Here is an 18,733-nt window from a genome sequence, read left to right on the forward strand (position 1 = left end):
AGCAGGAGGTTATTTTAGGGGAACACCTGTGGTAATGAAGGCGGTAAAAATACATCCTCCATAGCTGCACCAGCCACCACCAACAGCCTCCTCAAGATCATTGTCTGAGAGATACTTAACGCGTTCGTCGGGTGCCTGCATTGAGACACTTCCGCTCGCAACCTCTTTGGACAAAAGCAGCTTCTCCATGGCTTCAGTCGTCTTGGCTGTACGGAGCTGCTCCTGAAGATGCGGGTCAGATGCGACCTGTTCAATGAGAGACTTGAGTTGATGTTGAGTCATTGTCTTAATGCGAAAGAAGCTGGAAGTGGGGATTAGGACTTGTAGCTATTGATGTTGTCGATGTTTTGGCCGGTGCTTCCGCCCCAAAGTGAAGCAATTGTGTTCATCTGACCAATGACAGGGATGAAGTTCATTCCGACATCGACCCAAGTGCCAACAGTTTTGCCGCCTTGGATTGCTTCGAGCTGGTCGTTGGTCAGTTCTGCAGATTGATTGTTGTTAGTCATGAGTTTCAAGTGAGTTGAGTGAGTGATGTGTGGGGTGTTGCCCCCTCGACTCCTTCAAGGTCACAGCCCTTCTGGTGAACCCCAGTGCATGGATGTGGTGTGGATGCAGGCAAGATCTGGTGATGTTCTGGTGAACGGCTCAGAACCCAGTCACAGCAAAATTTGTTGGGCCACTCATCCCTGCGGATAGGCAATAAAAAACCCCGCCATTGCTGACGGGGCTAAAAGCATTTATTGATTTTCCTCTAGTACGACTCCCCCACTGGGATTACTGCTGTACGGGCAGTCATCAGGATGTGGACGTTCCCAAAGATTGCAGAAAACTCCGTACCTGCGCTCATTTCGAAAGTGCCTTGCTTCTCGACGTGCTTCCCGCCTTTCTGCACGAGCAGCTTGACGCTCTGCTCGATCCCCCCCAGAGATGGCTTGCAGCTGATCGAGGGTTAGTTCGGTGTTGGTCATGGCTCTGTGTTGCGTGAGGTGTGGTGGAGGTCTCCCTCCGACTCACACACCATCGGCGTGATCGCCACCCGCTTCATTGACCTGGCTCAACGCCGGCTGTGATCTTGGTCACAGGTGCACGCAGACAATAAAAAACCCCGCTCGTGGCGGGGCTTTTTGCCTCTTCTCTTCGATCAGAAGGTGATTCGTCAGAACAAGTCACCAATGGTCGGTCCACCAAGTTTGTCAGAGATGGTGTTGGCTGGGCCGACATAAGGAACGAAGCTGACGAGGGTGTTGACAACGTCAGAACGGCCACCTTCGACGAGTTCCAATTGATCATCAGACAGTTCGATGATTTGGGCTTGAGTGTTGAGTTCAGTCATGGTTTTGAAGTGAGTTGAGTAAGTGATGTGTGGGGTGTTGCCCCCTCGACTCCTTCAAGGTCACAGCCCTTCTGGTGAACCCCAGTGCATGGTTGTGGCGTAGATGCAGGAAAGTTCTGGTGAGGTGCTGGTGAACGGCTCAGAACCCAGTTGCAACGCCCAGTTCAAAAGACACGAACAATCAAAAGAAAACCCGCATCCTCCGTTCCTCTAGCGAGCTGGGCTTCGACACCAGGGTGGCATCATCTTCGGATGATGGCTTTTTGCATTCCTCTTGGTCTTTCGGTGCTTTGAGACGACGTGAATTATCAGTGTTCTGATAAAACAACGAAGGCTTCATAGGTGAAAAAATGTTCTCTACGATACAGAATGAGTGTTGAGCATGGCTTCGCCAACACGCGTTAAAGCATTGTGGCCATTCGCTGGGTTCTTCACCCCGCCTCAGGGGCCCAGCATCACTTTCCGGTGTCAGGCCAGATGGCTTGGCAGCCAGGGTCTCGCTCTAAGGCAATCTTTGTTGCCTGATTCAGTGCTTCATCTCCGAGATACGAGCCCTTGATGAGGGTGGTTAGTCGTCGCAGAGCCTTTCTGCCCTGATCCTCATTGATCCAGCCCAGGCCACCTCCTTCTGCCAGGTCGGCGCCCATGTCGCTATCGCCTTCTATTGGAACGATTGTTCAGGGCGAGCTCAAGATTTCGCAAATGCGCATTGAAATGGTGTTTCAAGCACTGTTGGTGCTGCTGGCTGCCACATTCAGGATATGAGTATGACACTTCAGTTATTGGTGGCGCGTGGCACGGCTCGGGTGCTCATCAACGGCACAGCTTCACCTGACTATGGCGAGGTGATCACTTTGAGAAAGTTTTTAATGCAAGCAGGTGAACATGACCTCGCGTCGGGCTTGCTAACCCTTGCTAAGACCATGCATCCCACTACAAAAGAACTTTTAGATTTTGGCCCAGCCGCATAGGTAAATCACCGACCTCGATGCTGGCTGAAGGTTGGGTCCGCAGAGCTATTTCTGGCCGTAGTCGTCCAGAAGCCGTTTCTGGAGATTGAGCTGACGGAGCTTCTCTACGTGCTGCTCATGCTCTCCGCTGCTCCAGTGGTGTGGAAAGGCAACTCGGGCTTGAAGCTCCGAGATTTGATCGTTGAGATTTCTCGTTTGGTCCTCGGACCTGAGTACCTATTCAGTGTGGACCATCACCCGGCATCAGGCGCCCAGCCCATTCCTACTGCAACCGCAAACCATCAGCAGAACTTTTAAGCTCAAGGCGTCTCAACCCAGGAATCATGGTTCGCACGCTTGTCTCTGTCCTGGCTGCTGCAGTGATGTGGGTGCAAGTGCCCCAATGGCAAGCCGACTGGTCGCGGTGTTCCGTGGATGTACCTGACGCCGATTGCCATTGGTATGTCGTGGCACCTGACAACACATTCGGAGAAGGGTTCGACTGGGCCGCAGCCCCTTGGTTTGATGCCAATGGCCTAAGCGATATTGCCCAACTGACCAACACGATGACCAATATCAATAGGCAGGCCAGCGAAACTGCCTCGTCCTGACTTGTTAGAACCCGCTTCAAGAGACCAACCCACTTCCCTTTGCCGCGTCCGTGCCCACTGACCGCGGCAAAGGGAATAAAAAAAACCCACCGTGTGGCGGGGCTTTTTATTGCCTGCCCCGCAGTGACAATCAGGAGGCCGCCTGCTGTCGCGCTGCCGTTTCGGCATCGATCCGGGCTTGCTCCAGCCGCTGCTCCAAGCGCTGCTCATTGGCAACGCAGGCTTCGGATTCAGCCCAGTTCCCCTGGCGGGAGAACCAAGCAGCGCGCACCTGTTCCCACCGGATCGCCATTTGCAGCAGGTCGACGTGGGATCGATCTTTACCCCTCAAACGGGTTGACACAGCAAGCGTTTCAGGAATCGCTTCAAGTCTGGGCAGGCCAAACCTAGGGCCGTGAGTGCTGTTGCCGTGACAACGCGGGGAAGCGTTGGTGATGACCGGCAGCAGGGCTCACTAGAACCTGGAACTAACGCTCCTAACGGTTTTGAACCACGCCGCCCGTTGTTTTGCGGCGACCGAGCGCGTAGCCCACAGCCACACCAACCGCAGCGCCCGCTGCTCCAGCGGAGAGGGCTTGGACTTGATCACGGTTGAGGCGTCCTCCTGCGGGAAGCAACACGGCGACGGCGATGAGGATCCCAACAATTGCCAAGGGTGTATCGCGCCCCCCTGACCTCGAGGGTTGGCTGCTGCCTCTGGGTCCAGAGGGTGGGCCTGACTTCCCCTGCCCACCATCGCCAGCGGCCTTGGCATTGATTTCCCGCTCTAGGCGGTCGATTTCTTTTTCAGCGCTCATGACCTCAGATTGAATTGGCTCTTGCTAAGGCGCATCCATCAGTTGAGGGATTGAGGGGTGGAGAGCTGCCCTCAGTCGAGGGAGGGACCGACTGCCTCTAAGGCAGCCAGTCGATCAAAAGTGGTCCCGCTTAAAAGTGGTCCCGCCCTCAAAAACGGGACCACTTTCACCCCCGTAGGGGGCACCCTTGGGCGCCCTCAACCGCCCTGACCCCAGTCATAGCTTGAAAACCCTTGCTACAACTGGGTTTTTCTCTGCCTTCTAAGCAGCCGGTCGTTGGTTCGAATCCAACAGGGGGCGTTTTGAAAAGCGAGTCACCGCAAGGGGTTTCAGCGAAGCGCACAGCAAACGACCGCCCGCCCCGCCACGATGGCGCCATGCCCAAGACTACTTGGGAAAAAGCCAATGAAGCTTTTGGCGGTCACGGCTGTTTTTAATCGTCCCGTGGTTCTGATAAAGGGACTTGCGTTGGATTCCGCTCGTGTTTATGAAACTTGAATCCACCACTTAGACCTTCAAGGTCATGATCAAACAGCTCCTGCTTAACGGGCTGTTTCTTTGAGACCTTCGTCGAGTCTTTCTCTTGTGTCATATGGAACTCGAGGGCTGCTCCTGTCTTAGCAGCCCTATCGGATCTATTTCGCTTCCCCCAGCAACCCAGTATCTACGCCGGTTTCTGATGCCCAATAAGGACCGGCCCCTTGTTGATCGTCACCCGCAAAAGAACGGGGAGGGCTGGTTGCTGAACGAACAGGAACAGCTGATCGTCTGCTTCCGCAATGCCCTCCCCTCAGCTCACGCCAAGTGGATTGAGCTAGAAACCAGACCCATGCGGGGCAGTGGGCAGCCGATCGTCAGGCGAATGCTGCGCCATAACGCGATCGAGGCATGGAGCAACATGCAGAAGACCGGATGGAAGCGCTGTCAGCCCAGGTGGTGAGTGGGTTCTGAGGATTGATTGCCCTTCAATGTAAATAGAGCACGAACTCCACTTTATTCAACTCGATTCGAGCAGGTGACGCATCAGGACCGCAAAGAGCTGGGTTTTCAAGCTCAAAAGAGAGGACTGTTCGTTGGCATCACCGCCAGGCCAGTTGGTGCAGGCCTCTGATACAGCCCGGTGAAGAAGGCGCAATGCATGAATCTCCACCGAGATGGTGGCGACCATTGGATTGTCTTCCATCATCGTCAGGAACGAAATAAGGCGATATCAAAGGCCCTGGGAATGCTGACGCACCACCCAGGCTGAGGCAGCCTGCTGTTTCTTCCAGGCCACCAGTAGATCTTTAGCAATACTACGCAGGGCCGCCAGATCATCCGAACTGTCAATCTCGCGTGAGAGTTTCTCGATCTCAAACTTCTGACCCAGAGTCAATGCGATTGGTTCCATTGGCTTGTGGCTTCCTTAATGGAAAGTACCCCGGATTTTCTGAGGCGGCAAATTAAAAACGTAGTAGTTGCAACCGATTCGGGAAGAAAGTGTTCATCTCAATGCATTGCTTTCATTACAGAATATTGCCTGATTTTGCTGATCACTCAGATCGAAAAGGCTTATGGCCTTAGAAAAGATGTACAGGCCTGGATTAGATGCATTTCTCCTGGGAAAAACATCTGGAATTGTCCAGGAATGTAGCTGTTGCGTCAGACAAAAATCAGGGTACCGCTCTTGCTTTGATGGGTCTTGCTCTCACCATGCTGGCCAAGGATCTTCTTGCCCATGAGTTAAAGGTCTCAGCCATGCCGTCCTCCAGGACTTAACTCAAGGAAAGCCCATCTCATAGCTGCTCAGCCAAATCCTTTTTCAGATGGTTTCTTTGGCTTGGTCCTTGCTTTGCTCATTTGAGCTGTCTCGGCAATTACAGGCTTCTCCTCTTTGAAGAAGACCCCATCAAGCCAAACGGTGATCATATAAACAACCACCAAGACAGGTATCAGGACTGCCCATTGGTTCTCGAATTCGTATGGGAGTCGTTGGACCCCAAAGATTGCCAGATAGCCAGTGATGAGAGTGAAGACAAACCTTCTGATTGAAGCAGCGTTCAAACCAGGCCCTGGCTAGTTGAGCTGAGTCTATGAGTGTCCGTCGCCAAACAGGTATCACGTCCATGATGTTGAGACAATCTCTGATTACTTGATAGGGAGTCTGTTCATATCGCCAGCAGTAGTCTGCAAGGATTTGATTCTCACATTCTGTCAGGCGAAAATTTCGCTTTGCAGTACAGGGAGTAGACGCCTAGTTCGTCGCCGTCATAGACAACTCGAACCTTGTCTCCAAGGTCTTTCAACGTCAATTCCCATTCCAGGTGTAGTTCCTCTGAGCTAATGGGCCATTGGATAATTAGTGTCTCTTCTTGTGATGTCGTCGTCATCAATCCTTTGAGCGAGACAGGCTGCAGTGAGCAGCCGTCTGGCTGCAAAGAACCTGTGACGTTGTTCGGGATTGATTCAGAGCTCTCTCTCAATCCGGTGCGTTCTCGTTGGTAGTTTTGGTCAGTGGCATTTAGCTCCTGAATTAGATCCTCAAGCTCAACTGACTCGCATAGCAACTCGTTCGGTGACTTCATTGAGTCACTAGTGCACTGGTCTTCAACGAACATACGAATCCTCAGCGAACGAATATTGATTACGGGGTTCAGCTCACATAAGTGCTGAGAAGTGGGTTCGCCTCCCCCACCTCGGCTTAGCGACGATTACGTCAGGCCCTTCCCTGAAGCTCTGACCACCTTTGTGGTTGTCGAAAGTAAACCCGTTTTTCTGGCAACTGTGGTTTAGATGCCCGGTGGTGAAGACCGCACCTTACCTCAGGTTGCTGCCGATTGAATCCATCAAATTAAATTTGGCATGAGTGATTAGGGAATAGCCAGCCTCGCCACACGGCGGGGCTTTTTAGTACCTATGCGGCGAGAGCAGAAGAGCTTGAGGCCCTTTAGTTTTCCGATAGACATGCATGACGACATTGACATAAGTGACAGAATGCAAATACTCGCGTCTATGCCGTGCTCATGCATCTTTTAAAGGGGGTACTGGCATCTGCGGTAGTGATTGCTGCGTCACATGGAAGATCAGATGGTATCGACGAGGATAACTACCATGATTTGACTGAACAGTCTTGCATGGGTGCGAGAGCACTAATCGACCTTGACCATGGGCATCCTGCGCACTTTTGCAAGGAGTTTTATCGAGAGAGAGATCTACTGCCGAAGTAAATTGAAAACGAGGAATTTTAAATTCCTACTATTGCTCAAAAAAGAATATACATGCACTAATGCTTATAGACTTCGCGGAAATAATGAGATATTGGCAAACATGCTATAATTTCTTGTAGACATAGAATCATTAGGTTGCCAGGGCGCCAATTAACAAAAGGGTATTATTGAGCGCACAAAGCCCGCTCCAGCCAAAATGTCGTACTGACTAACAGTCAAATGAAACAGCTTAAAGCAATTGCGTTTATTTCATCCGTTGGCATTTGTTGCGCTAATTTCACACTACTGCCCAAAGTTAGCCTTGCGCAAAGAGGGTCGTATGGGGAATTTTCCGGATATTGTGAGTTTAACGGAAAGAGTGAGAAATGCTTCATAAAAGAATGGGGAGTTGGCCTTCATAAAGTCACTTGGCTCTCCGATGGGGTTCAAGCCATCTATGCTGAAACCAACCAGGGCTCTTATGTAGAACAAAATGGAGTGAGATACCCTGCCGAAGTAAGAGGAGGTTGCACATTGCCAACTAATGGTTGTCGTATAATTTTTAAAACACAAAATGGAACAACCATTTTGCCCGCATTGCATGCAATAAATGGCAGGGGGCGTTGAGTAGTCACTATCGATCTACCGACAAAAATTTATCCCGTCAGCGATGGCGGGCTGTACAGTTTTGGAATAGTACTTCAACTAACATGAAAAATTCAATTGCTTATGCTGCTGCTGGGCTGTCAGCTCTCATCGCAAACCCTATTTGCGCATATGAGGAAATGAAGCCACTAAATTATTACCCCCTTCGCTATAAATGCAAAGGCGGACATACAGTTGCGCTGGCTTACAATTCTCTTGACGAGATCCCCTCGGCTGGATGGGGCTACAATGGAAAAATGTTGATCAATGGTAAAGAGTTCAAGGTGAGCTATTATTTCAAGGGTGCGCAAGTAATAGACAGCCATGGGTCGTCATATCCCAGCTTTCAAGGAAGAGGTCAGGCCAAAGGAATAGCCACTTTATCGTTAAGCGATAAGTCCAGTTTTACTTGTTGGGAAGTGATTTAGTGAGATATTTTATGTGAGCCGGTTTTGAGCAATTGATTTTAGCTTTTATCTCCCAACAGTCCTTATACACACTTCACCCCGTCGCAAGGCATTTTTTTATTGCCTGCCGCAGCAGGAGGGAGCTGTAAGCAAGGCTGTGACTGAGTTCTGAGCCGTTCACCAGAACATCACCAGAAACTGGCCTTTCCCCCACCAGATCCATGCACTGGGGATCACCTGAAGGACTGTGACCTTGAAGGAGTCGAGGGGGCAACACCCCAAACCTCAATCACTCAACTCACTTCAAAACCATGACTGAACTCAACACCCAAGCCCAGTTCATCGAGCTGACTGACAATCAACTGTAACTCGTCGAAGGGGGCAGTTTCGAGCGAAGGGTGAATGAGACCGGTATGTTGCCCATCAGCATCCCCAGATGGATAGCGGGCGGACCTGCCCCATATCAATGATCCATGCACCGACAATCAGCCCAAGCCCCGCCACGAACGGGGTTTTTTATTGGCTGGGCTCCCCTGTGACCAAAATCACAGCTTCTGTTGAGGCAGGTCAATCAAGCGGGTGGCGATCACCGCGATGGTGTGTGAGTCGGAGGGATGACCTCCGCATTTACTTCTCACACGAAACAGAACCATGAACAACACCGAACTAACCCTCGATCAATTGCAAGCCGTCGCTGGTGGACTGTTTGATTTTGGTGGTACGCAATTCCGCTCTCTAGGCGTTAGCCCTATTTCATTGGATGTTGGTCCAGTCAATACACCTGAGAAATCTCACGCTTCAATCGCTCCGCTACCAAGCCCCAGCCCGCGCCGGACTCGGTTCGCTGTCGCTGAACGCAATGGGATGAACGGCTGATCACCCATTCACAATCACCAGCCCCGCTACGAGCGGGGTTTTTTATTACCTGCCCCGCAGTGGTAATCAGGCAGCCGACTGCTGTCGCGCTACCGCTTCGGCATCGATACGGGCTTGCTCCAGCCGCTGCTCCAAGCGCTGCTCAGTGGCAACGCAGGCTGCGGCCTCATCCAGCCTCCCTTGGCGGGAGAACCAAGCAGCGCGCACCTGTTCCCACCGGATCGCCATTTGCAGCAGGTCGACATGGGATCGATCTTTGCCCCTCAAAGCAGCTGGCACAGCAAGTGTTTCGAGGATCGCTTCAAGTCTGGGCAGGTCTGACCCAGGTCCGAGAGCTGTGTTGCCGTAACAACGCAGCGATGGGCGGTTGGGCATGGCGAGGGGCTCCGCGTTCACCGGGGGCCAACACCCCTTAGCGACGGGCCGCTGACCCATTCAGATCAGCAGGTTTTCGTCGACTGAGTCGCCAAGAAGAAAGACCGCCCCTCCAGATGGAGAGACGGCCTAGCTCTGAATGTTGCTTGAACCCATCATCCGGAAGGCCGAATGGGGCGGGTCGAAGCGTCTGGCTGTGTGGCTTGTCGGGCCAGTCAGGCAGCTTCTAAAGCCCGCTCTTTTGGACTGTCGTCTCGCATTGGACGCCCCCGAACTGGAGTGATGACCAAAGTTTGTTGCAACCACTCGGCTCAATGCATCGGTCCAATCGCGCATTGCCTTAAAGGGCAAAACATCCCAGATTCAGACTGGTGTACCTGAGATCAGGGGCAGCCTGATCCACCTGCAGCAGGATTTACTGGTGGAGCTTTGGAAGGAGCAGCTGCCTTGCAAGCAACTGCTCACGTTTGCAAATGAGGCCCCTGAAGCCCCAGAAATGCAAACAATTCTGCAAACTCAGCCAGAGCGCCAACCAGCAGACCCCTTACAGCAACTACCGTCTAACTGTTCATACAATCTGCCTTCTAAGCAACCGGTCGTTGGTTCGAATCCAACAGGGGGCGTTCAGTTACCGCAAGGCTTTTCAGCACCCAGCAGGAACACCTAGTGACCACCAGCACGTTGGGCTGAAGGGGCAATGCTGTTTCAGACGCTGCATCGCCTGCGGGAAGCATTGGCAACGAAGGTGAAGCAATCGCCTGATGCCCATACACCCGTGACGCTCACAGCCATGGATGCGGTGTTGGTGTCGCGGTTGCTATTGAGGCGTTTGGGCTTATGGCACGTCGCCCAAGGCGACCACGGGCGCAGGCTGAGGCTCTATTGAGGTTTCGGGTATGGCAGCGAAACGAGCGGAATGCTTATCGCACCCGCGCATTGAAACCATCCTCAATGCGGTTTAACGCGGTTTGCTCTTCGTGCGTAGCGAGCATGCCGATGACGGTGAAGGAGATCAGAAGAGCGGTGACCATGGGTTGAAAATGATGTGTGGGGCGCTGCCCCTTCGATTCCTTCAAGGTCCCAACCCCTCTGGTGAACCCCAGTGTTGGGCTGTGGTGGGGACGCAGGAAAGTTCTGGTGAGGTTCAGGTGGACAGCTCAGAACCGTTTCACAGCCTCGATTGCAAGTCCCTCGCTCCTTCTGATAGCCAATAAAAAACCCCGCTCGTGGCGGGGCAGTGATCTGAGTTGTTGCGCCGGGGGATGGATCAGCCCCCAAACAATTGACCGCCCTGCTTTTCCCGGGTTGGGTCTTGTATGGCTTTCAGCTCATCACATGAGCATCAGGCTCCCCGGCATTCAACTCACTTCAAGACGGGCTTGCGGCCTTTGCCGCCTCCACGGGAGCCGGGCTCTTCCCGATAGCTACCAGAGTTCTTGCCAGAGTCGCCTTCTTCGCTGATGGCGTCATGAATGGCATCAGCGACGTCTTCTTTGACTTCGTCCCAAATGTCACTGGCCAGCCACCCGCCAACAAAGGCTGCACCGGTTGCAACCACCGGCACGACCCATGCGATGCCGCCATTCAGTTCAGACAGTTCGGCGAGTTGAAGCTCTTGGTCGACGGTGGTCTCGTTGATGAAAGAAGTCGTCATTGGTTTTTGTTGGGTGAAGTGTGGTGGAGGTCTCCCTCCGACTCACACACCATCGCCGTGATCGCCACCCGCTTCATTGATCTGGGTCAACGGTTTCTGTGATCTTGGTCACCAGTATTCAGATCCCAGTCACCACCTGGGCTGGCAGCGTTCCATCCGCTCTTTTGCCTGTAGGCCAGGCCTCGATGGCGTTGTGCCGCAGCATCCGCCTGACGATGAGCTGCTCTTCTTCATTCAGAAGCGAACCCACCCCATTCTCTTGGGAATGACGGTCAACAAGCAGCCGGCCCTCCTTGAGCATGGCGCCTCTACAAAACTCGCCCAGCTCAAAACAGTCCAAGGGCATCCATCACCTTCACTCGAATTCCACCGAGTTTTGACCAGGCAGCTACAGCTTCGGCCTTGCTCTTGTAAGGCCGCCAATCGTCTTCTTCGATACGGCGTTGGATATGAGCTGCCACGCGCTGGGCGACGGCCACATCACTTGGAGCGCTCAGATCGATGGTCTTGCCATTGATCGTCAACTGAGGGCCCATGGCTCAAGCGAAGCGGCCCCCAGTCTGCAGCGCCCTTGTCTTTGCAGGCGCCGACAAGATCTGAAGGGAGTGGAAAGAAACCAGGCGAGGTCCTCGTGTGACTGTCCTTCAACTCGACTTCACCATGTCGTCGGTTCGAATCCAATCGGTGCCGCTCAGCCACCGCAGAACTGTTCGGGGAGCAAGGACGCCGAGATCAACGGCAGCAGCGGCCAGTTGCGTCGCAGTACTGCAAGCGACAACGGATCCTGAGCTTTCAACCCAAGATGCGTTGAAAGCCGACAGGTTCATGGCATCCAAGTTCTTCCACGTGCATCACGAGTTCCGCGCTGGCAAAGCGCAGCAGTGGTGGGAGACGGCCCAAGCAGCGATGGCTCCAGGTGGAGGCTGGGATGAGGCCGTCGCCAAAAACCTCGAAGCGGGGTTCTACAACCATTCGTTCTGCCCAATTGGACCTGAAGGCCCTGCCTTCTGCATCTGGGAAGTGCGCGAAGGAATCACAGCAGAAGAGTTTCAGGAGTTCATCGACGGCCCGAATGGCGTGAACTTCGGGCTGGGGGCATGGATGAACATCTGCAGGGAGATCAACGTTGAGATGGCAGGGACCCCCCCATACCCAAGAAAGTTCTGACACAACTTGAGATTGGCGTTAAGCCTGGTGTGGACTTGACTCAATCGCCGAAGCACCGACTTTCAAAGTCAATTAATTGCGGGCACTCTGCATGAACTGGATGCCGGCAAAGGACGCGACAGAGCACGACTAAAACCCCTCTGAGAGGCCGTTTAATGAAGTCCGCAAGTCTCATGGAGAGACTCGCGGGGCTACTCACAGAGGCTTTTGGGCAGGAATTAGAGGGCGTTCAGTGTCATCTCTTCAGGTTAAAGCAAACGCCACACACATTGAGCCATTCGAAAACAGATGGGCTAAACATGAAAAACCCTTCGACCCCTGCGTTATGCACCCAGAGCTCAAACGGCGCTACCAAAAACTGTTTAACTTCTACGACAAAACTGGTGATGGCCGCCTTGTATTTGCAGACGACCTAGCTCCTGTCGCTGATGCGATCGACGCTCGCTGGGGAAAAAACAAGCGCCCTATCCCGAATCTGCTCAAACTGCTTTACACCACATATCAAAAAGAGAACAGCCGCAGGGATCTGAATCACGACGGCCAGGTGGAACCAGACGAATTCGTCTCGGCCCATGAGAATGTAGTGAACAGCTTTCAAGCGAGTCCTGACAAAGCGCGAGCGTTCATACGACAGGCTGCTGGAGGCTTTTTCTCTTGCCTTGATTTGGATCAGGATGGATGGCTAGTTCCCGACGATCTTGCAGCCTACGCAGAGGCTTATGGACATCCCAGTGACTGGGTCGAGACCAATCTCAATGCCATGTTGCAAATGTTGGACAAACCACTTGGCCGGATTGATTTGGAAACGTTTCTACTTCTGATTGAGCAGTATTGGTTCGACCCATCCCCGAATGTTCCCGGTGCAAAGTTATTCGGGCAATCTGCCTGAATAGATGTCGGCAAAGGACTCGATAGCGGGTTGGCATTGACCCGTCAGACAAGGCAACAAACGCAACAGATGAGTCGAGAAGGGCCGCATTACCACTTTCCTGCTCGCTGGTATTGCGTGTTCTTGCTGAGTCTTTGCACTTAAGTTAATGCATCCAGTACACCCTGATTCCCGGCCACCCCAGCCAGCCTTCACTAGCCATAATCACTAGAACATCTACAGCAAAAGCATGTTATGCTTAAGTTGAATTTATGGCGGCTAACATCCAGAGGAGGATGCACAGCGCGCTATTCAATACCCCAAAACAAGCGTAGGCGACGCGACTTCACACGCTCAGAGCTGCGCCTATTTGCAGACAAACTGGAACACGTAGTCATACATCTTTCCGGGATCATTCTTCCTCCATTGATCATTATTAGGGAAGCGATAGCGTTCACCTTTGCAGTCCCAAAACGTATTATCAAAGCGCTCTTTCCCGTCGGTGTACTCCCACTTCACCAGCACCCGGCGAAGACCACGCTCTTGCTTTTTGATTTTTTTCGCATACATCAAGTTTCCTTTTGTGTCCTGACCCATCAAGACAAAGCCGTCCTTATCAACAAGGCGACCAGTCGCATCAATCTGAGCGGCCTGAGCCTGAAATGAAGGAACCAGCACCATGCCAGCAACCATCAACAAGTAACTGAATAACTTCAAAGCAAATCCTCTTGCGAAGAGTCGAGATCACGAGACTTAGAGCCTCTCAAGGCTGACAAGCCGAACATCGAGCCACAAGCAATTTTAGTATTTAATAACCTTTTCAACACAGGTGTAGGTGATCGCGAAACTGAACGGCAACGCATCAGCAATCCCAGCCACCCACCTCAAAAGCCCATCCCATCTCCACATGCCCTGCTGATCCACAGGGCTTAACAGCGGCGCGCCGCGAAGGCGGAACTCACCCGACGGATCAAAGTGAAAGCAACAAGATGAGATGGGGGCGACTGCGATCTTTGGCAACCCTGCAGAGCGCCGACCGCAGTCGCGACTCCCACCCAAACGATGTCGAGCGGATCGTGACGCCCGTGAGGCTGATCGGGGAATGCTGACCTGATAAGAACTGGGTGGTCGCGGAAGGCGCCGGCCATGGGCTTCATGCCTGGCCTGGATCTTGATGCGACCAACGGTGCAGTGAGCTTCTCTGCAACGCTTTTTCGCCCACCCCCAGGCAACCGGCAGCCAACGCCATTCCGCAGGATGCATTTCCAACCAAAAGGAACGCACGAAACCAAACAAGCCTGACTGAATCCCCCATCAAACCGGTGCCCTATCCCAACATGAGCAAGATCACTCTGCGAGATGAGTTTGATCAACAGGCTTCAACCTTTCTGCCCATAACTTGTGTTCAGTTCGCAATCATCGCGAACAATTTTTCATCACTCCTCTCACCATAAAACTGTTTCGTTCTGATCACAGCCTTGGCCTTGCTGCCGGCCTCGTGGCAACAGCAGGCATCATCCCGCTGACAACGGCCATCTCTCAAGCAGCTCCTTCTGCTCAACCCCACGCCTCACAAACCTGGATTGCACGTTGCAATGGCGTTCAACTGAACTTCATGCCACGCGCCAACAAATTCATCATGTATTGGAAAGGCACGCCACAAAATGCGAATGCCTCGCGTAACGGCGGCGTTCAGATTGCGACATATCGGATCACCAATCTGTCGAACAACAGCCGACAGGAATACATGACTGGCAAATTCCCCAACGAAATGCCCGGATTGTGCTGACGCGCGCCAAGAATGGAAGGGGTCGAGACAAGGTGTCGTTCCTGCGCAACCATGGCCACACCGGTGCACTGGGCAGCTGGAAATACTGCGACACCCGGATTGTTGTTCACGGATGCTGAATGCATGCACCCGCCTCCTCAAAGCGGAGATCTCTTCATCAGAGCGATTCAAGACGCCAGCTGCAAGCAGCGCTGCACTTGCACCATCAGCGCCTGAGCGAGGCCCACAAAACACCAAAGCAAGACAGCGAGACAATGAGCGACACCCAAGTGATCATTCAGCGGCTGACCGAGATCCTGGAGGTCGATTTCAGCTGGCATGAAGAATGCCAGGAGACTTGGGAATCGGAAGGCGACGTTGGCTGGATCAGCGGCGCCTTGGCCCAAGCCGATGAAAGCGACGCTGTGCGTGCCGCAGCCCGTCAGGAGGTGGTCGCTGAAGCCCTCGACACTGTGGCGATGCTGTTCGGTTGGGAACGCCCGGTCGAGGACTGAGAGCGGGATTTCGTCCCGATCCAGGACATCTTCATCGCGATCGTTGGTGGCGTCGCTCGCATCGGCAGCCGCCTCATCACCGGCATCCATCAGGCCAGCGATCATCGCCTCGCTATCCAATCCCGAGGCAAACCTGCCCCTTCAGTTGGGATCCGTGGGAAAGAGCTTCCACTCAGCGTCTTCAGGGATCTCCGGCGCTTGCTTGAGATCTTGCGGTTCCTCAAACAACACACGCCATTCCGGACAACGACACGGCACATAGTCGCTGTGCTCAATCCGGATCCCTCCCAGCACCGAAGGAGCGCCGTACCAGCCCGCCCGCCAATGGGACTGCTCATTCAACCCGCCACGGAACCAGACCCAGCAGCGCGCATTTGGTTGTGTTGTGGATTTCGCCGGCATCAGCGTTGTTGAGGCCGCTCCGGTGTAGCACCACCGGAGCGTGCAGCAAAAGACGGGGGCAACCCAAAGAGCGTCAAGGCGCTAGCTGCGGCGATCGAGCTCCTCATCACCGGCATCCACCAAATCGTTGAAGCGGGACACCCCCGCTTCACGAAAACAGAACTCCCTGGAGGCAGGCTTTTGATCCTTGGATCGCGGCTGGTCCCACCCTTCGCGATAGTCCTGCTCCTCTTGCCACTCCGACACTGATCACCACGTCGTTGCAATCACGCTAACGACGCCCATCAGAGCCCCTCAGCAGAGGGCTCTGAGCGCAGAACCCGTGGTTCGAACCCACTTCGATTACTGAATCAGGTTCATCCCCAGAAAGCCCTTCCCCATCCCGAAGCCGGGGCGTTTGTCCTGCAGAAACGTGATCGCCACCTCCACATCCAAAAGGCCTGCCTCCTCCAGCTCCGCAAGGGGCACCTGCCCCTCGCTTCTCGCGAGGTAATTGCGATGGATGTCGTCCTTGCGCGCCCCTAAGAAACTCACCACCTCCTGGAGGAGACAATCGCGCCACTCGTCCTTTTGCTGCTGTGAGACCCCCATTCCCTCGCTCCGAGACCTGATCGGCGCAGGCTAGGGGCCCCATTCACCTGCGGCGTCAGGTCTGGTTCCCGCCGAGCATGTCCTCGTAGCCCTCGTAGGGGTCGTATTCCGCCCAGCCAGGACTGGCCTGGTCCATCAAGTCGTATTCACCATCAATCATCTGCATCCGGGTGTTGCCGTAGGGAACCGTGTTGCAGGTCACGCCCCCACCGTCGAGCGGCGTGCAGTCATCGAATCTCACTTGGGCGTGCGCCGGTCCACACACCATCAGGCAGCTCAACAGGGCAACAGCAGCAGAACGCATCAGCGGGAGAAACAGACTGCACCCATGCTGCTTCCTGCTTCAGCGATGCGCTGCCAACGTGCAAACGTCACAGGCCATGGCAGCGTCGCTGCACGGCCACAAGGGTCTCGTTGGCCTTGGCACCTCGACCGGCCCCCAGCTGCACCATCACCACCTCGGCCTGCAAGCCAAGCAACAAGCTCTGGCAGGGGTAGCGATCCAGATCTGACGCTTTGCGCTGCAGATCTTCGGCCTGCACCAGTGCCCTGCTGCACACCTGGGGCTGTTCGGACGCGAAACAAGCGCGGGCCGATGGGGTGACCGTCGCCAGGCTCCCTGCCCGGGCTGACAGCAGGCCCCCGGTGCTGATCAGCACCATGGCGGTCAGGCTTCGTGCAACGAAGTGAAGGGATCGCACGAGAACGGGTGGTGTCAGAGCGCAGTCTGATCACCAAGACCGATCACTGAATGCACTGCCCCCTGACACTCTTCATCAACTGACGCTGCTGGAGACCGAGAACCGCGATCTCCTGGGATGATGGTGAGGCTTTTTCTGGAATCGGATGTACACCGACTGGACCGCCGTCGCCCTGCTGCTGTTCACCACCGTGCCCCTGCTGGCTGTGGTAGCGACAGCCGCCTTCTTCATCTGGCAGCAGAAGAAGAAGCAACAGCTGCGCTGATTTCCACCGACAAGCTGCCCTCGGCCGGCGTCAATGGGGACGTCCGGCCCTCTGGGCTTTCATCGATCGCTTTTCCCTGTCCTAAGCAGCTGAGACAGGTGCGAAAGCGCTGATCGGCCACGCGTTGAATGCCGCTCCCTCCACAGCGTTGGCAAACCATGTCCTTCACCAGCGTGCTGAATCCAGTGTGGGGAGATTCCTAGGCAGGAATCCCGAAGCCTTTGTGAAGATCAGGGCTGCAGCAAGGCCGCGAGTGCTCGGCCAGACCCCTTGAACTCCTGAAGCAAGTCGCGCGCTGAGAGCACACTCGTTTCGGGCACCAGCTGCAGCTGGGCCGCGAGATGGCCCACCACCTCCTCCGGCCGCCTTTGGCGCTCACGCCATGGCGCCAAGCCCTCGCTGCCCTCCCGCTTGGCCAGCTTCTGCCCCGCGGCATCACAGAGCAATGGCACATGGCTGTACTGCGGTGCGGGTTGGCCGAGAGCAGCCATCACCGCCACCTGCGCAGAACGCACCGGCGCCAGATCAGCACCGCGCACAACCGTGGTGATGCCACAGGTGAGTTCATCCACAGCGGTGGCTAGGTGATAAGCGATAAAGCCATCCGCACGCCGCACCACGACGTCGCCGCAGTCGAAGGCTGCAGCGTTGTCGAGACGCAACCGCCAGGCCGGGAGACGCTCCGCCTGCCAACCCCAGCTCAACTGACGCTGACGGCAGGTGCCGGGGTAGATGACGGCTTGCGCCAGGTCACGGCGACTGCATCGGCATGCGTAGAGCTGTCCGCAACGCCGGAGGTGGGAGAGCACCGAGTTGTAAAGCCCCCGACGCTCGCTTTGCCTCAGCACAGGGGCGTCCCAATCCAGGCCCAACCAGCGCAAATCCTCCAGAACACTCTTGATGGCGCCCGGTCGCACCCGAGGCGTGTCGAGATCGTCGATGCGCAACAACCAGGCGCCGCCAGCCTCACGGGCCAGCAACCACGACACCAGCGCGGTGCGCAGATTGCCCAAATGCAAGGGGCCCGAGGGCGTCGGAGCAAAGCGACCGCGGTATCCGGATTGCTTGAGGGCTGCACCAGCCACCAGGGCCGCCTGCAAATGCTCAGGGAGGGCAGAGCGGAGGGACATGGACTTGCCCAAAGAAGCTGGCAAAACAAAAGGGTGGCCCATTCAGGCCACCCGGGGTGCTGCGCCTCAAGGAGACAAGCAGTGATCAGAGGCAGATCAGCCCTGAACGCGGTCTTTGAACATCTTGCCGGCGGTGAAGGCGGGAACGCGCTTGGCAGGGATCTTGATCTTTTCGCCGGTCTTGGGGTTCAGACCCTGGCGGGCGGAGCGCTCGCGGGGCTCGAAGGAACCGAAGCCGAGGATCGACACTTTCTTGCCTTCCACAACGGAGTCGATGATGGTTTCGATCGCGGCATCCACCACCAGAGACACGTCGGTCTTGGTGAGCTCGGTGCGAGCAGCAACGAGGTTGACGAGGTCAGCTTTGTTCATGGGGAGGGAGTGAGTTGCGGAAGCGGTTGGTTGGCGATGCGGAGGTCGACATCCGCTGAAGCTTCCCTGAGCGCGCCAATCGTATGGAGAGTGGGCGGCTGCGGCAAGCCACATGTCT

At 54.8% G+C, this 18,733-nt stretch carries 31 protein-coding genes and 1 pseudogene; 10 read left to right on the top strand and 22 right to left on the bottom strand.

Annotated elements, in window-relative coordinates; translation table 11 throughout:
• Positions 1-9: 9 nt before the first annotated feature.
• From RS9916_RS07410 to RS9916_RS14875, 5 genes and pseudogenes are all read right to left on the bottom strand, one after another.
• On the bottom strand, positions 10-189 hold the full coding sequence (locus RS9916_RS07410) for a hypothetical protein (protein WP_232199550.1): 180 nt from the start codon (positions 187-189) through the stop codon (positions 10-12).
• Positions 190-282 (bottom strand): annotated as a pseudogene (locus RS9916_RS15290) (Nif11 family protein); the annotation flags it as partial.
• 32 nt (positions 283-314) lie between these two features.
• Complete coding sequence (locus RS9916_RS07415) at positions 315-509, bottom strand: hypothetical protein (protein ID WP_007098706.1); 195 nt, start codon at positions 507-509, stop codon at positions 315-317.
• Between the two features lie 231 nt (positions 510-740).
• The gene (locus RS9916_RS15385) at positions 741-971 is read right to left on the bottom strand and encodes a CCRG-2 family RiPP (RefSeq protein ID WP_156777503.1); all 231 of its coding nucleotides are present in this window, start codon (positions 969-971) and stop codon (positions 741-743) included.
• A gap of 188 nt (positions 972-1,159) precedes the next feature.
• Positions 1,160-1,336 (bottom strand): hypothetical protein, encoded by a 177-nt coding sequence (locus RS9916_RS14875; RefSeq protein WP_007098710.1) that lies wholly within the window; start codon positions 1,334-1,336, stop codon positions 1,160-1,162.
• A 1,294-nt stretch (positions 1,337-2,630) separates the two neighbouring features.
• Between RS9916_RS14875 and RS9916_RS07430 the strand changes: the two genes are divergently transcribed.
• The gene (locus RS9916_RS07430; protein ID WP_007098714.1) at positions 2,631-2,897 is read left to right on the top strand and encodes a hypothetical protein; all 267 of its coding nucleotides are present in this window, start codon (positions 2,631-2,633) and stop codon (positions 2,895-2,897) included.
• Positions 2,898-3,027: 130 nt separating this feature from the next.
• Here the strand turns inward: RS9916_RS07430 and RS9916_RS14465 are convergent, their stop codons facing one another.
• Both RS9916_RS14465 and RS9916_RS07435 read right to left on the bottom strand, forming a co-directional pair.
• Complete coding sequence (locus RS9916_RS14465) at positions 3,028-3,189, bottom strand: hypothetical protein (protein ID WP_007098715.1); 162 nt, start codon at positions 3,187-3,189, stop codon at positions 3,028-3,030.
• 184 nt (positions 3,190-3,373) lie between these two features.
• Positions 3,374-3,694, bottom strand: a complete 321-nt coding sequence (locus tag RS9916_RS07435; protein WP_007098716.1) for a hypothetical protein — start codon at positions 3,692-3,694, stop codon at positions 3,374-3,376.
• A 679-nt stretch (positions 3,695-4,373) separates the two neighbouring features.
• On the opposite strand from RS9916_RS07435, the gene RS9916_RS07445 reads away from it, so the two are divergent.
• Positions 4,374-4,634: a DUF1651 domain-containing protein gene (locus tag RS9916_RS07445; protein WP_007098717.1), complete on the top strand. Its 261-nt coding sequence runs from the start codon at positions 4,374-4,376 to the stop codon at positions 4,632-4,634.
• A 57-nt stretch (positions 4,635-4,691) separates the two neighbouring features.
• Here the strand turns inward: RS9916_RS07445 and RS9916_RS14885 are convergent, their stop codons facing one another.
• From RS9916_RS14885 to RS9916_RS14895, 3 genes are all read right to left on the bottom strand, one after another.
• Positions 4,692-4,862: a hypothetical protein gene (locus tag RS9916_RS14885; RefSeq protein WP_198003412.1), complete on the bottom strand. Its 171-nt coding sequence runs from the start codon at positions 4,860-4,862 to the stop codon at positions 4,692-4,694.
• Positions 4,863-4,904: 42 nt separating this feature from the next.
• A complete protein-coding gene (locus RS9916_RS07455) occupies positions 4,905-5,084 on the bottom strand; it encodes a hypothetical protein (RefSeq protein WP_007098719.1) in 180 nt (59 codons plus the stop codon).
• A 395-nt stretch (positions 5,085-5,479) separates the two neighbouring features.
• Positions 5,480-5,737: a hypothetical protein gene (locus tag RS9916_RS14895; protein WP_007098721.1), complete on the bottom strand. Its 258-nt coding sequence runs from the start codon at positions 5,735-5,737 to the stop codon at positions 5,480-5,482.
• A 1,382-nt stretch (positions 5,738-7,119) separates the two neighbouring features.
• Here RS9916_RS14895 and RS9916_RS14470 point away from each other — a divergent pair.
• The 3 genes from RS9916_RS14470 (at position 7,120) to RS9916_RS14480 (ending at position 8,807) form a co-directional block, all read left to right on the top strand.
• A complete protein-coding gene (locus RS9916_RS14470; RefSeq protein WP_156777504.1) occupies positions 7,120-7,506 on the top strand; it encodes a hypothetical protein in 387 nt (128 codons plus the stop codon).
• Between the two features lie 83 nt (positions 7,507-7,589).
• Positions 7,590-7,952, top strand: coding sequence for a hypothetical protein (locus RS9916_RS14475; protein WP_007098723.1), 363 nt, complete (start codon positions 7,590-7,592; stop codon positions 7,950-7,952).
• A 630-nt stretch (positions 7,953-8,582) separates the two neighbouring features.
• Complete coding sequence (locus RS9916_RS14480) at positions 8,583-8,807, top strand: CCRG-2 family RiPP (protein ID WP_156777505.1); 225 nt, start codon at positions 8,583-8,585, stop codon at positions 8,805-8,807.
• A gap of 66 nt (positions 8,808-8,873) precedes the next feature.
• Here the strand turns inward: RS9916_RS14480 and RS9916_RS07470 are convergent, their stop codons facing one another.
• Positions 8,874-9,242 carry a hypothetical protein gene (locus tag RS9916_RS07470; RefSeq protein WP_007098724.1) on the bottom strand — a complete coding sequence of 123 codons (369 nt, stop codon included), beginning with the start codon at positions 9,240-9,242 and terminating at the stop codon, positions 8,874-8,876.
• Between the two features lie 637 nt (positions 9,243-9,879).
• Between RS9916_RS07470 and RS9916_RS14900 the strand changes: the two genes are divergently transcribed.
• A complete protein-coding gene (locus tag RS9916_RS14900; protein ID WP_038023452.1) occupies positions 9,880-10,068 on the top strand; it encodes a hypothetical protein in 189 nt (62 codons plus the stop codon).
• 477 nt (positions 10,069-10,545) lie between these two features.
• Here the strand turns inward: RS9916_RS14900 and RS9916_RS07485 are convergent, their stop codons facing one another.
• From RS9916_RS07485 to RS9916_RS07495, 3 genes are all read right to left on the bottom strand, one after another.
• Positions 10,546-10,836, bottom strand: coding sequence for a hypothetical protein (locus tag RS9916_RS07485; RefSeq protein WP_007098727.1), 291 nt, complete (start codon positions 10,834-10,836; stop codon positions 10,546-10,548).
• Positions 10,837-10,954: 118 nt separating this feature from the next.
• A complete protein-coding gene (locus RS9916_RS14905) occupies positions 10,955-11,137 on the bottom strand; it encodes a hypothetical protein (protein WP_007098728.1) in 183 nt (60 codons plus the stop codon).
• Between the two features lie 25 nt (positions 11,138-11,162).
• Entirely contained in the window at positions 11,163-11,372 is a 210-nt protein-coding gene (locus RS9916_RS07495) for a hypothetical protein (protein WP_007098729.1), read from the bottom strand.
• 289 nt (positions 11,373-11,661) lie between these two features.
• Between RS9916_RS07495 and RS9916_RS07505 the strand changes: the two genes are divergently transcribed.
• A complete protein-coding gene (locus RS9916_RS07505; RefSeq protein ID WP_038023460.1) occupies positions 11,662-12,003 on the top strand; it encodes a hypothetical protein in 342 nt (113 codons plus the stop codon).
• 232 nt (positions 12,004-12,235) lie between these two features.
• A complete protein-coding gene (locus RS9916_RS07510) occupies positions 12,236-12,892 on the top strand; it encodes an EF-hand domain-containing protein (RefSeq protein ID WP_007098731.1) in 657 nt (218 codons plus the stop codon).
• Between the two features lie 345 nt (positions 12,893-13,237).
• Here the strand turns inward: RS9916_RS07510 and RS9916_RS07515 are convergent, their stop codons facing one another.
• Positions 13,238-13,564, bottom strand: a complete 327-nt coding sequence (locus RS9916_RS07515; protein ID WP_232199551.1) for a hypothetical protein — start codon at positions 13,562-13,564, stop codon at positions 13,238-13,240.
• 706 nt (positions 13,565-14,270) lie between these two features.
• Here RS9916_RS07515 and RS9916_RS07520 point away from each other — a divergent pair.
• Together RS9916_RS07520 and RS9916_RS14485 are read left to right on the top strand one after the other, a co-directional pair.
• On the top strand, positions 14,271-14,660 hold the full coding sequence (locus RS9916_RS07520; RefSeq protein WP_007098734.1) for a hypothetical protein: 390 nt from the start codon (positions 14,271-14,273) through the stop codon (positions 14,658-14,660).
• 254 nt (positions 14,661-14,914) lie between these two features.
• On the top strand, positions 14,915-15,154 hold the full coding sequence (locus RS9916_RS14485) for a hypothetical protein (protein WP_156777507.1): 240 nt from the start codon (positions 14,915-14,917) through the stop codon (positions 15,152-15,154).
• 141 nt (positions 15,155-15,295) lie between these two features.
• Here the strand turns inward: RS9916_RS14485 and RS9916_RS07530 are convergent, their stop codons facing one another.
• The 7 genes from RS9916_RS07530 to RS9916_RS07555 all read right to left on the bottom strand — a co-directional run bounded on the left by RS9916_RS07530 (position 15,296) and on the right by RS9916_RS07555 (position 18,729).
• Positions 15,296-15,496, bottom strand: a complete 201-nt coding sequence (locus RS9916_RS07530) for a hypothetical protein (RefSeq protein ID WP_083773088.1) — start codon at positions 15,494-15,496, stop codon at positions 15,296-15,298.
• A 141-nt stretch (positions 15,497-15,637) separates the two neighbouring features.
• Positions 15,638-15,802, bottom strand: a complete 165-nt coding sequence (locus tag RS9916_RS14490) for a hypothetical protein (protein WP_007098737.1) — start codon at positions 15,800-15,802, stop codon at positions 15,638-15,640.
• A gap of 96 nt (positions 15,803-15,898) precedes the next feature.
• Positions 15,899-16,147: a hypothetical protein gene (locus RS9916_RS07535; RefSeq protein WP_007098738.1), complete on the bottom strand. Its 249-nt coding sequence runs from the start codon at positions 16,145-16,147 to the stop codon at positions 15,899-15,901.
• A 55-nt stretch (positions 16,148-16,202) separates the two neighbouring features.
• Entirely contained in the window at positions 16,203-16,451 is a 249-nt protein-coding gene (locus RS9916_RS07540; protein ID WP_007098739.1) for a hypothetical protein, read from the bottom strand.
• Positions 16,452-16,518: 67 nt separating this feature from the next.
• Complete coding sequence (locus RS9916_RS07545; RefSeq protein WP_071961602.1) at positions 16,519-16,809, bottom strand: hypothetical protein; 291 nt, start codon at positions 16,807-16,809, stop codon at positions 16,519-16,521.
• A gap of 534 nt (positions 16,810-17,343) precedes the next feature.
• Entirely contained in the window at positions 17,344-18,243 is a 900-nt protein-coding gene (gluQRS, locus tag RS9916_RS07550) for a tRNA glutamyl-Q(34) synthetase GluQRS (RefSeq protein ID WP_007098743.1), read from the bottom strand.
• 96 nt (positions 18,244-18,339) lie between these two features.
• Positions 18,340-18,729, bottom strand: coding sequence for an HU family DNA-binding protein (locus tag RS9916_RS07555; protein ID WP_255346327.1), 390 nt, complete (start codon positions 18,727-18,729; stop codon positions 18,340-18,342).
• Positions 18,730-18,733: the final 4 nt, after the last annotated feature.

The sequence above is a fragment of the Synechococcus sp. RS9916 genome (assembly GCF_000153825.1).
Lineage (GTDB): Bacteria > Cyanobacteriota > Cyanobacteriia > PCC-6307 > Cyanobiaceae > Synechococcus_C.

Excerpts from the sequence above, each read along its gene's own strand:
- RS9916_RS14485 (WP_156777507.1), top strand. The coding sequence starts at position 14,915 with ATGAGCGACACCCAAGTGATCATTCAGCGGCTGACCGAGATCCTGGAG.
- RS9916_RS07415 (WP_007098706.1), bottom strand. The coding sequence starts at position 509 with ATGACTAACAACAATCAATCTGCAGAACTGACCAACGACCAGCTCGAA.
- RS9916_RS07435 (WP_007098716.1), bottom strand. The coding sequence starts at position 3,694 with ATGAGCGCTGAAAAAGAAATCGACCGCCTAGAGCGGGAAATCAATGCC.
- RS9916_RS07495 (WP_007098729.1), bottom strand. The coding sequence starts at position 11,372 with ATGGGCCCTCAGTTGACGATCAATGGCAAGACCATCGATCTGAGCGCT.
- RS9916_RS07445 (WP_007098717.1), top strand. The coding sequence starts at position 4,374 with ATGCCCAATAAGGACCGGCCCCTTGTTGATCGTCACCCGCAAAAGAAC.
- RS9916_RS07485 (WP_007098727.1), bottom strand. The coding sequence starts at position 10,836 with ATGACGACTTCTTTCATCAACGAGACCACCGTCGACCAAGAGCTTCAA.
- RS9916_RS14480 (WP_156777505.1), top strand. The coding sequence starts at position 8,583 with ATGAACAACACCGAACTAACCCTCGATCAATTGCAAGCCGTCGCTGGT.
- RS9916_RS07555 (WP_255346327.1), bottom strand. The coding sequence starts at position 18,729 with ATGTGGCTTGCCGCAGCCGCCCACTCTCCATACGATTGGCGCGCTCAG.
- RS9916_RS07535 (WP_007098738.1), bottom strand. The coding sequence starts at position 16,147 with ATGGGGGTCTCACAGCAGCAAAAGGACGAGTGGCGCGATTGTCTCCTC.
- RS9916_RS15385 (WP_156777503.1), bottom strand. The coding sequence starts at position 971 with ATGACCAACACCGAACTAACCCTCGATCAGCTGCAAGCCATCTCTGGG.
- RS9916_RS07455 (WP_007098719.1), bottom strand. The coding sequence starts at position 5,084 with ATGGAACCAATCGCATTGACTCTGGGTCAGAAGTTTGAGATCGAGAAA.
- RS9916_RS07515 (WP_232199551.1), bottom strand. The coding sequence starts at position 13,564 with ATGGTTGCTGGCATGGTGCTGGTTCCTTCATTTCAGGCTCAGGCCGCT.
- RS9916_RS07540 (WP_007098739.1), bottom strand. The coding sequence starts at position 16,451 with ATGCGTTCTGCTGCTGTTGCCCTGTTGAGCTGCCTGATGGTGTGTGGA.
- RS9916_RS14470 (WP_156777504.1), top strand. The coding sequence starts at position 7,120 with ATGAAACAGCTTAAAGCAATTGCGTTTATTTCATCCGTTGGCATTTGT.
- RS9916_RS14900 (WP_038023452.1), top strand. The coding sequence starts at position 9,880 with ATGCTGTTTCAGACGCTGCATCGCCTGCGGGAAGCATTGGCAACGAAG.
- RS9916_RS07430 (WP_007098714.1), top strand. The coding sequence starts at position 2,631 with ATGGTTCGCACGCTTGTCTCTGTCCTGGCTGCTGCAGTGATGTGGGTG.
- gluQRS (WP_007098743.1), bottom strand. The coding sequence starts at position 18,243 with ATGTCCCTCCGCTCTGCCCTCCCTGAGCATTTGCAGGCGGCCCTGGTG.
- RS9916_RS14465 (WP_007098715.1), bottom strand. The coding sequence starts at position 3,189 with ATGGCGATCCGGTGGGAACAGGTGCGCGCTGCTTGGTTCTCCCGCCAG.
- RS9916_RS07470 (WP_007098724.1), bottom strand. The coding sequence starts at position 9,242 with ATGGGTCAGCGGCCCGTCGCTAAGGGGTGTTGGCCCCCGGTGAACGCG.
- RS9916_RS07505 (WP_038023460.1), top strand. The coding sequence starts at position 11,662 with ATGGCATCCAAGTTCTTCCACGTGCATCACGAGTTCCGCGCTGGCAAA.
- RS9916_RS07545 (WP_071961602.1), bottom strand. The coding sequence starts at position 16,809 with ATGGTGCTGATCAGCACCGGGGGCCTGCTGTCAGCCCGGGCAGGGAGC.
- RS9916_RS14885 (WP_198003412.1), bottom strand. The coding sequence starts at position 4,862 with ATGGTCGCCACCATCTCGGTGGAGATTCATGCATTGCGCCTTCTTCAC.
- RS9916_RS14875 (WP_007098710.1), bottom strand. The coding sequence starts at position 1,336 with ATGACTGAACTCAACACTCAAGCCCAAATCATCGAACTGTCTGATGAT.
- RS9916_RS14905 (WP_007098728.1), bottom strand. The coding sequence starts at position 11,137 with ATGCTCAAGGAGGGCCGGCTGCTTGTTGACCGTCATTCCCAAGAGAAT.
- RS9916_RS07410 (WP_232199550.1), bottom strand. The coding sequence starts at position 189 with ATGGAGAAGCTGCTTTTGTCCAAAGAGGTTGCGAGCGGAAGTGTCTCA.
- RS9916_RS14475 (WP_007098723.1), top strand. The coding sequence starts at position 7,590 with ATGAAAAATTCAATTGCTTATGCTGCTGCTGGGCTGTCAGCTCTCATC.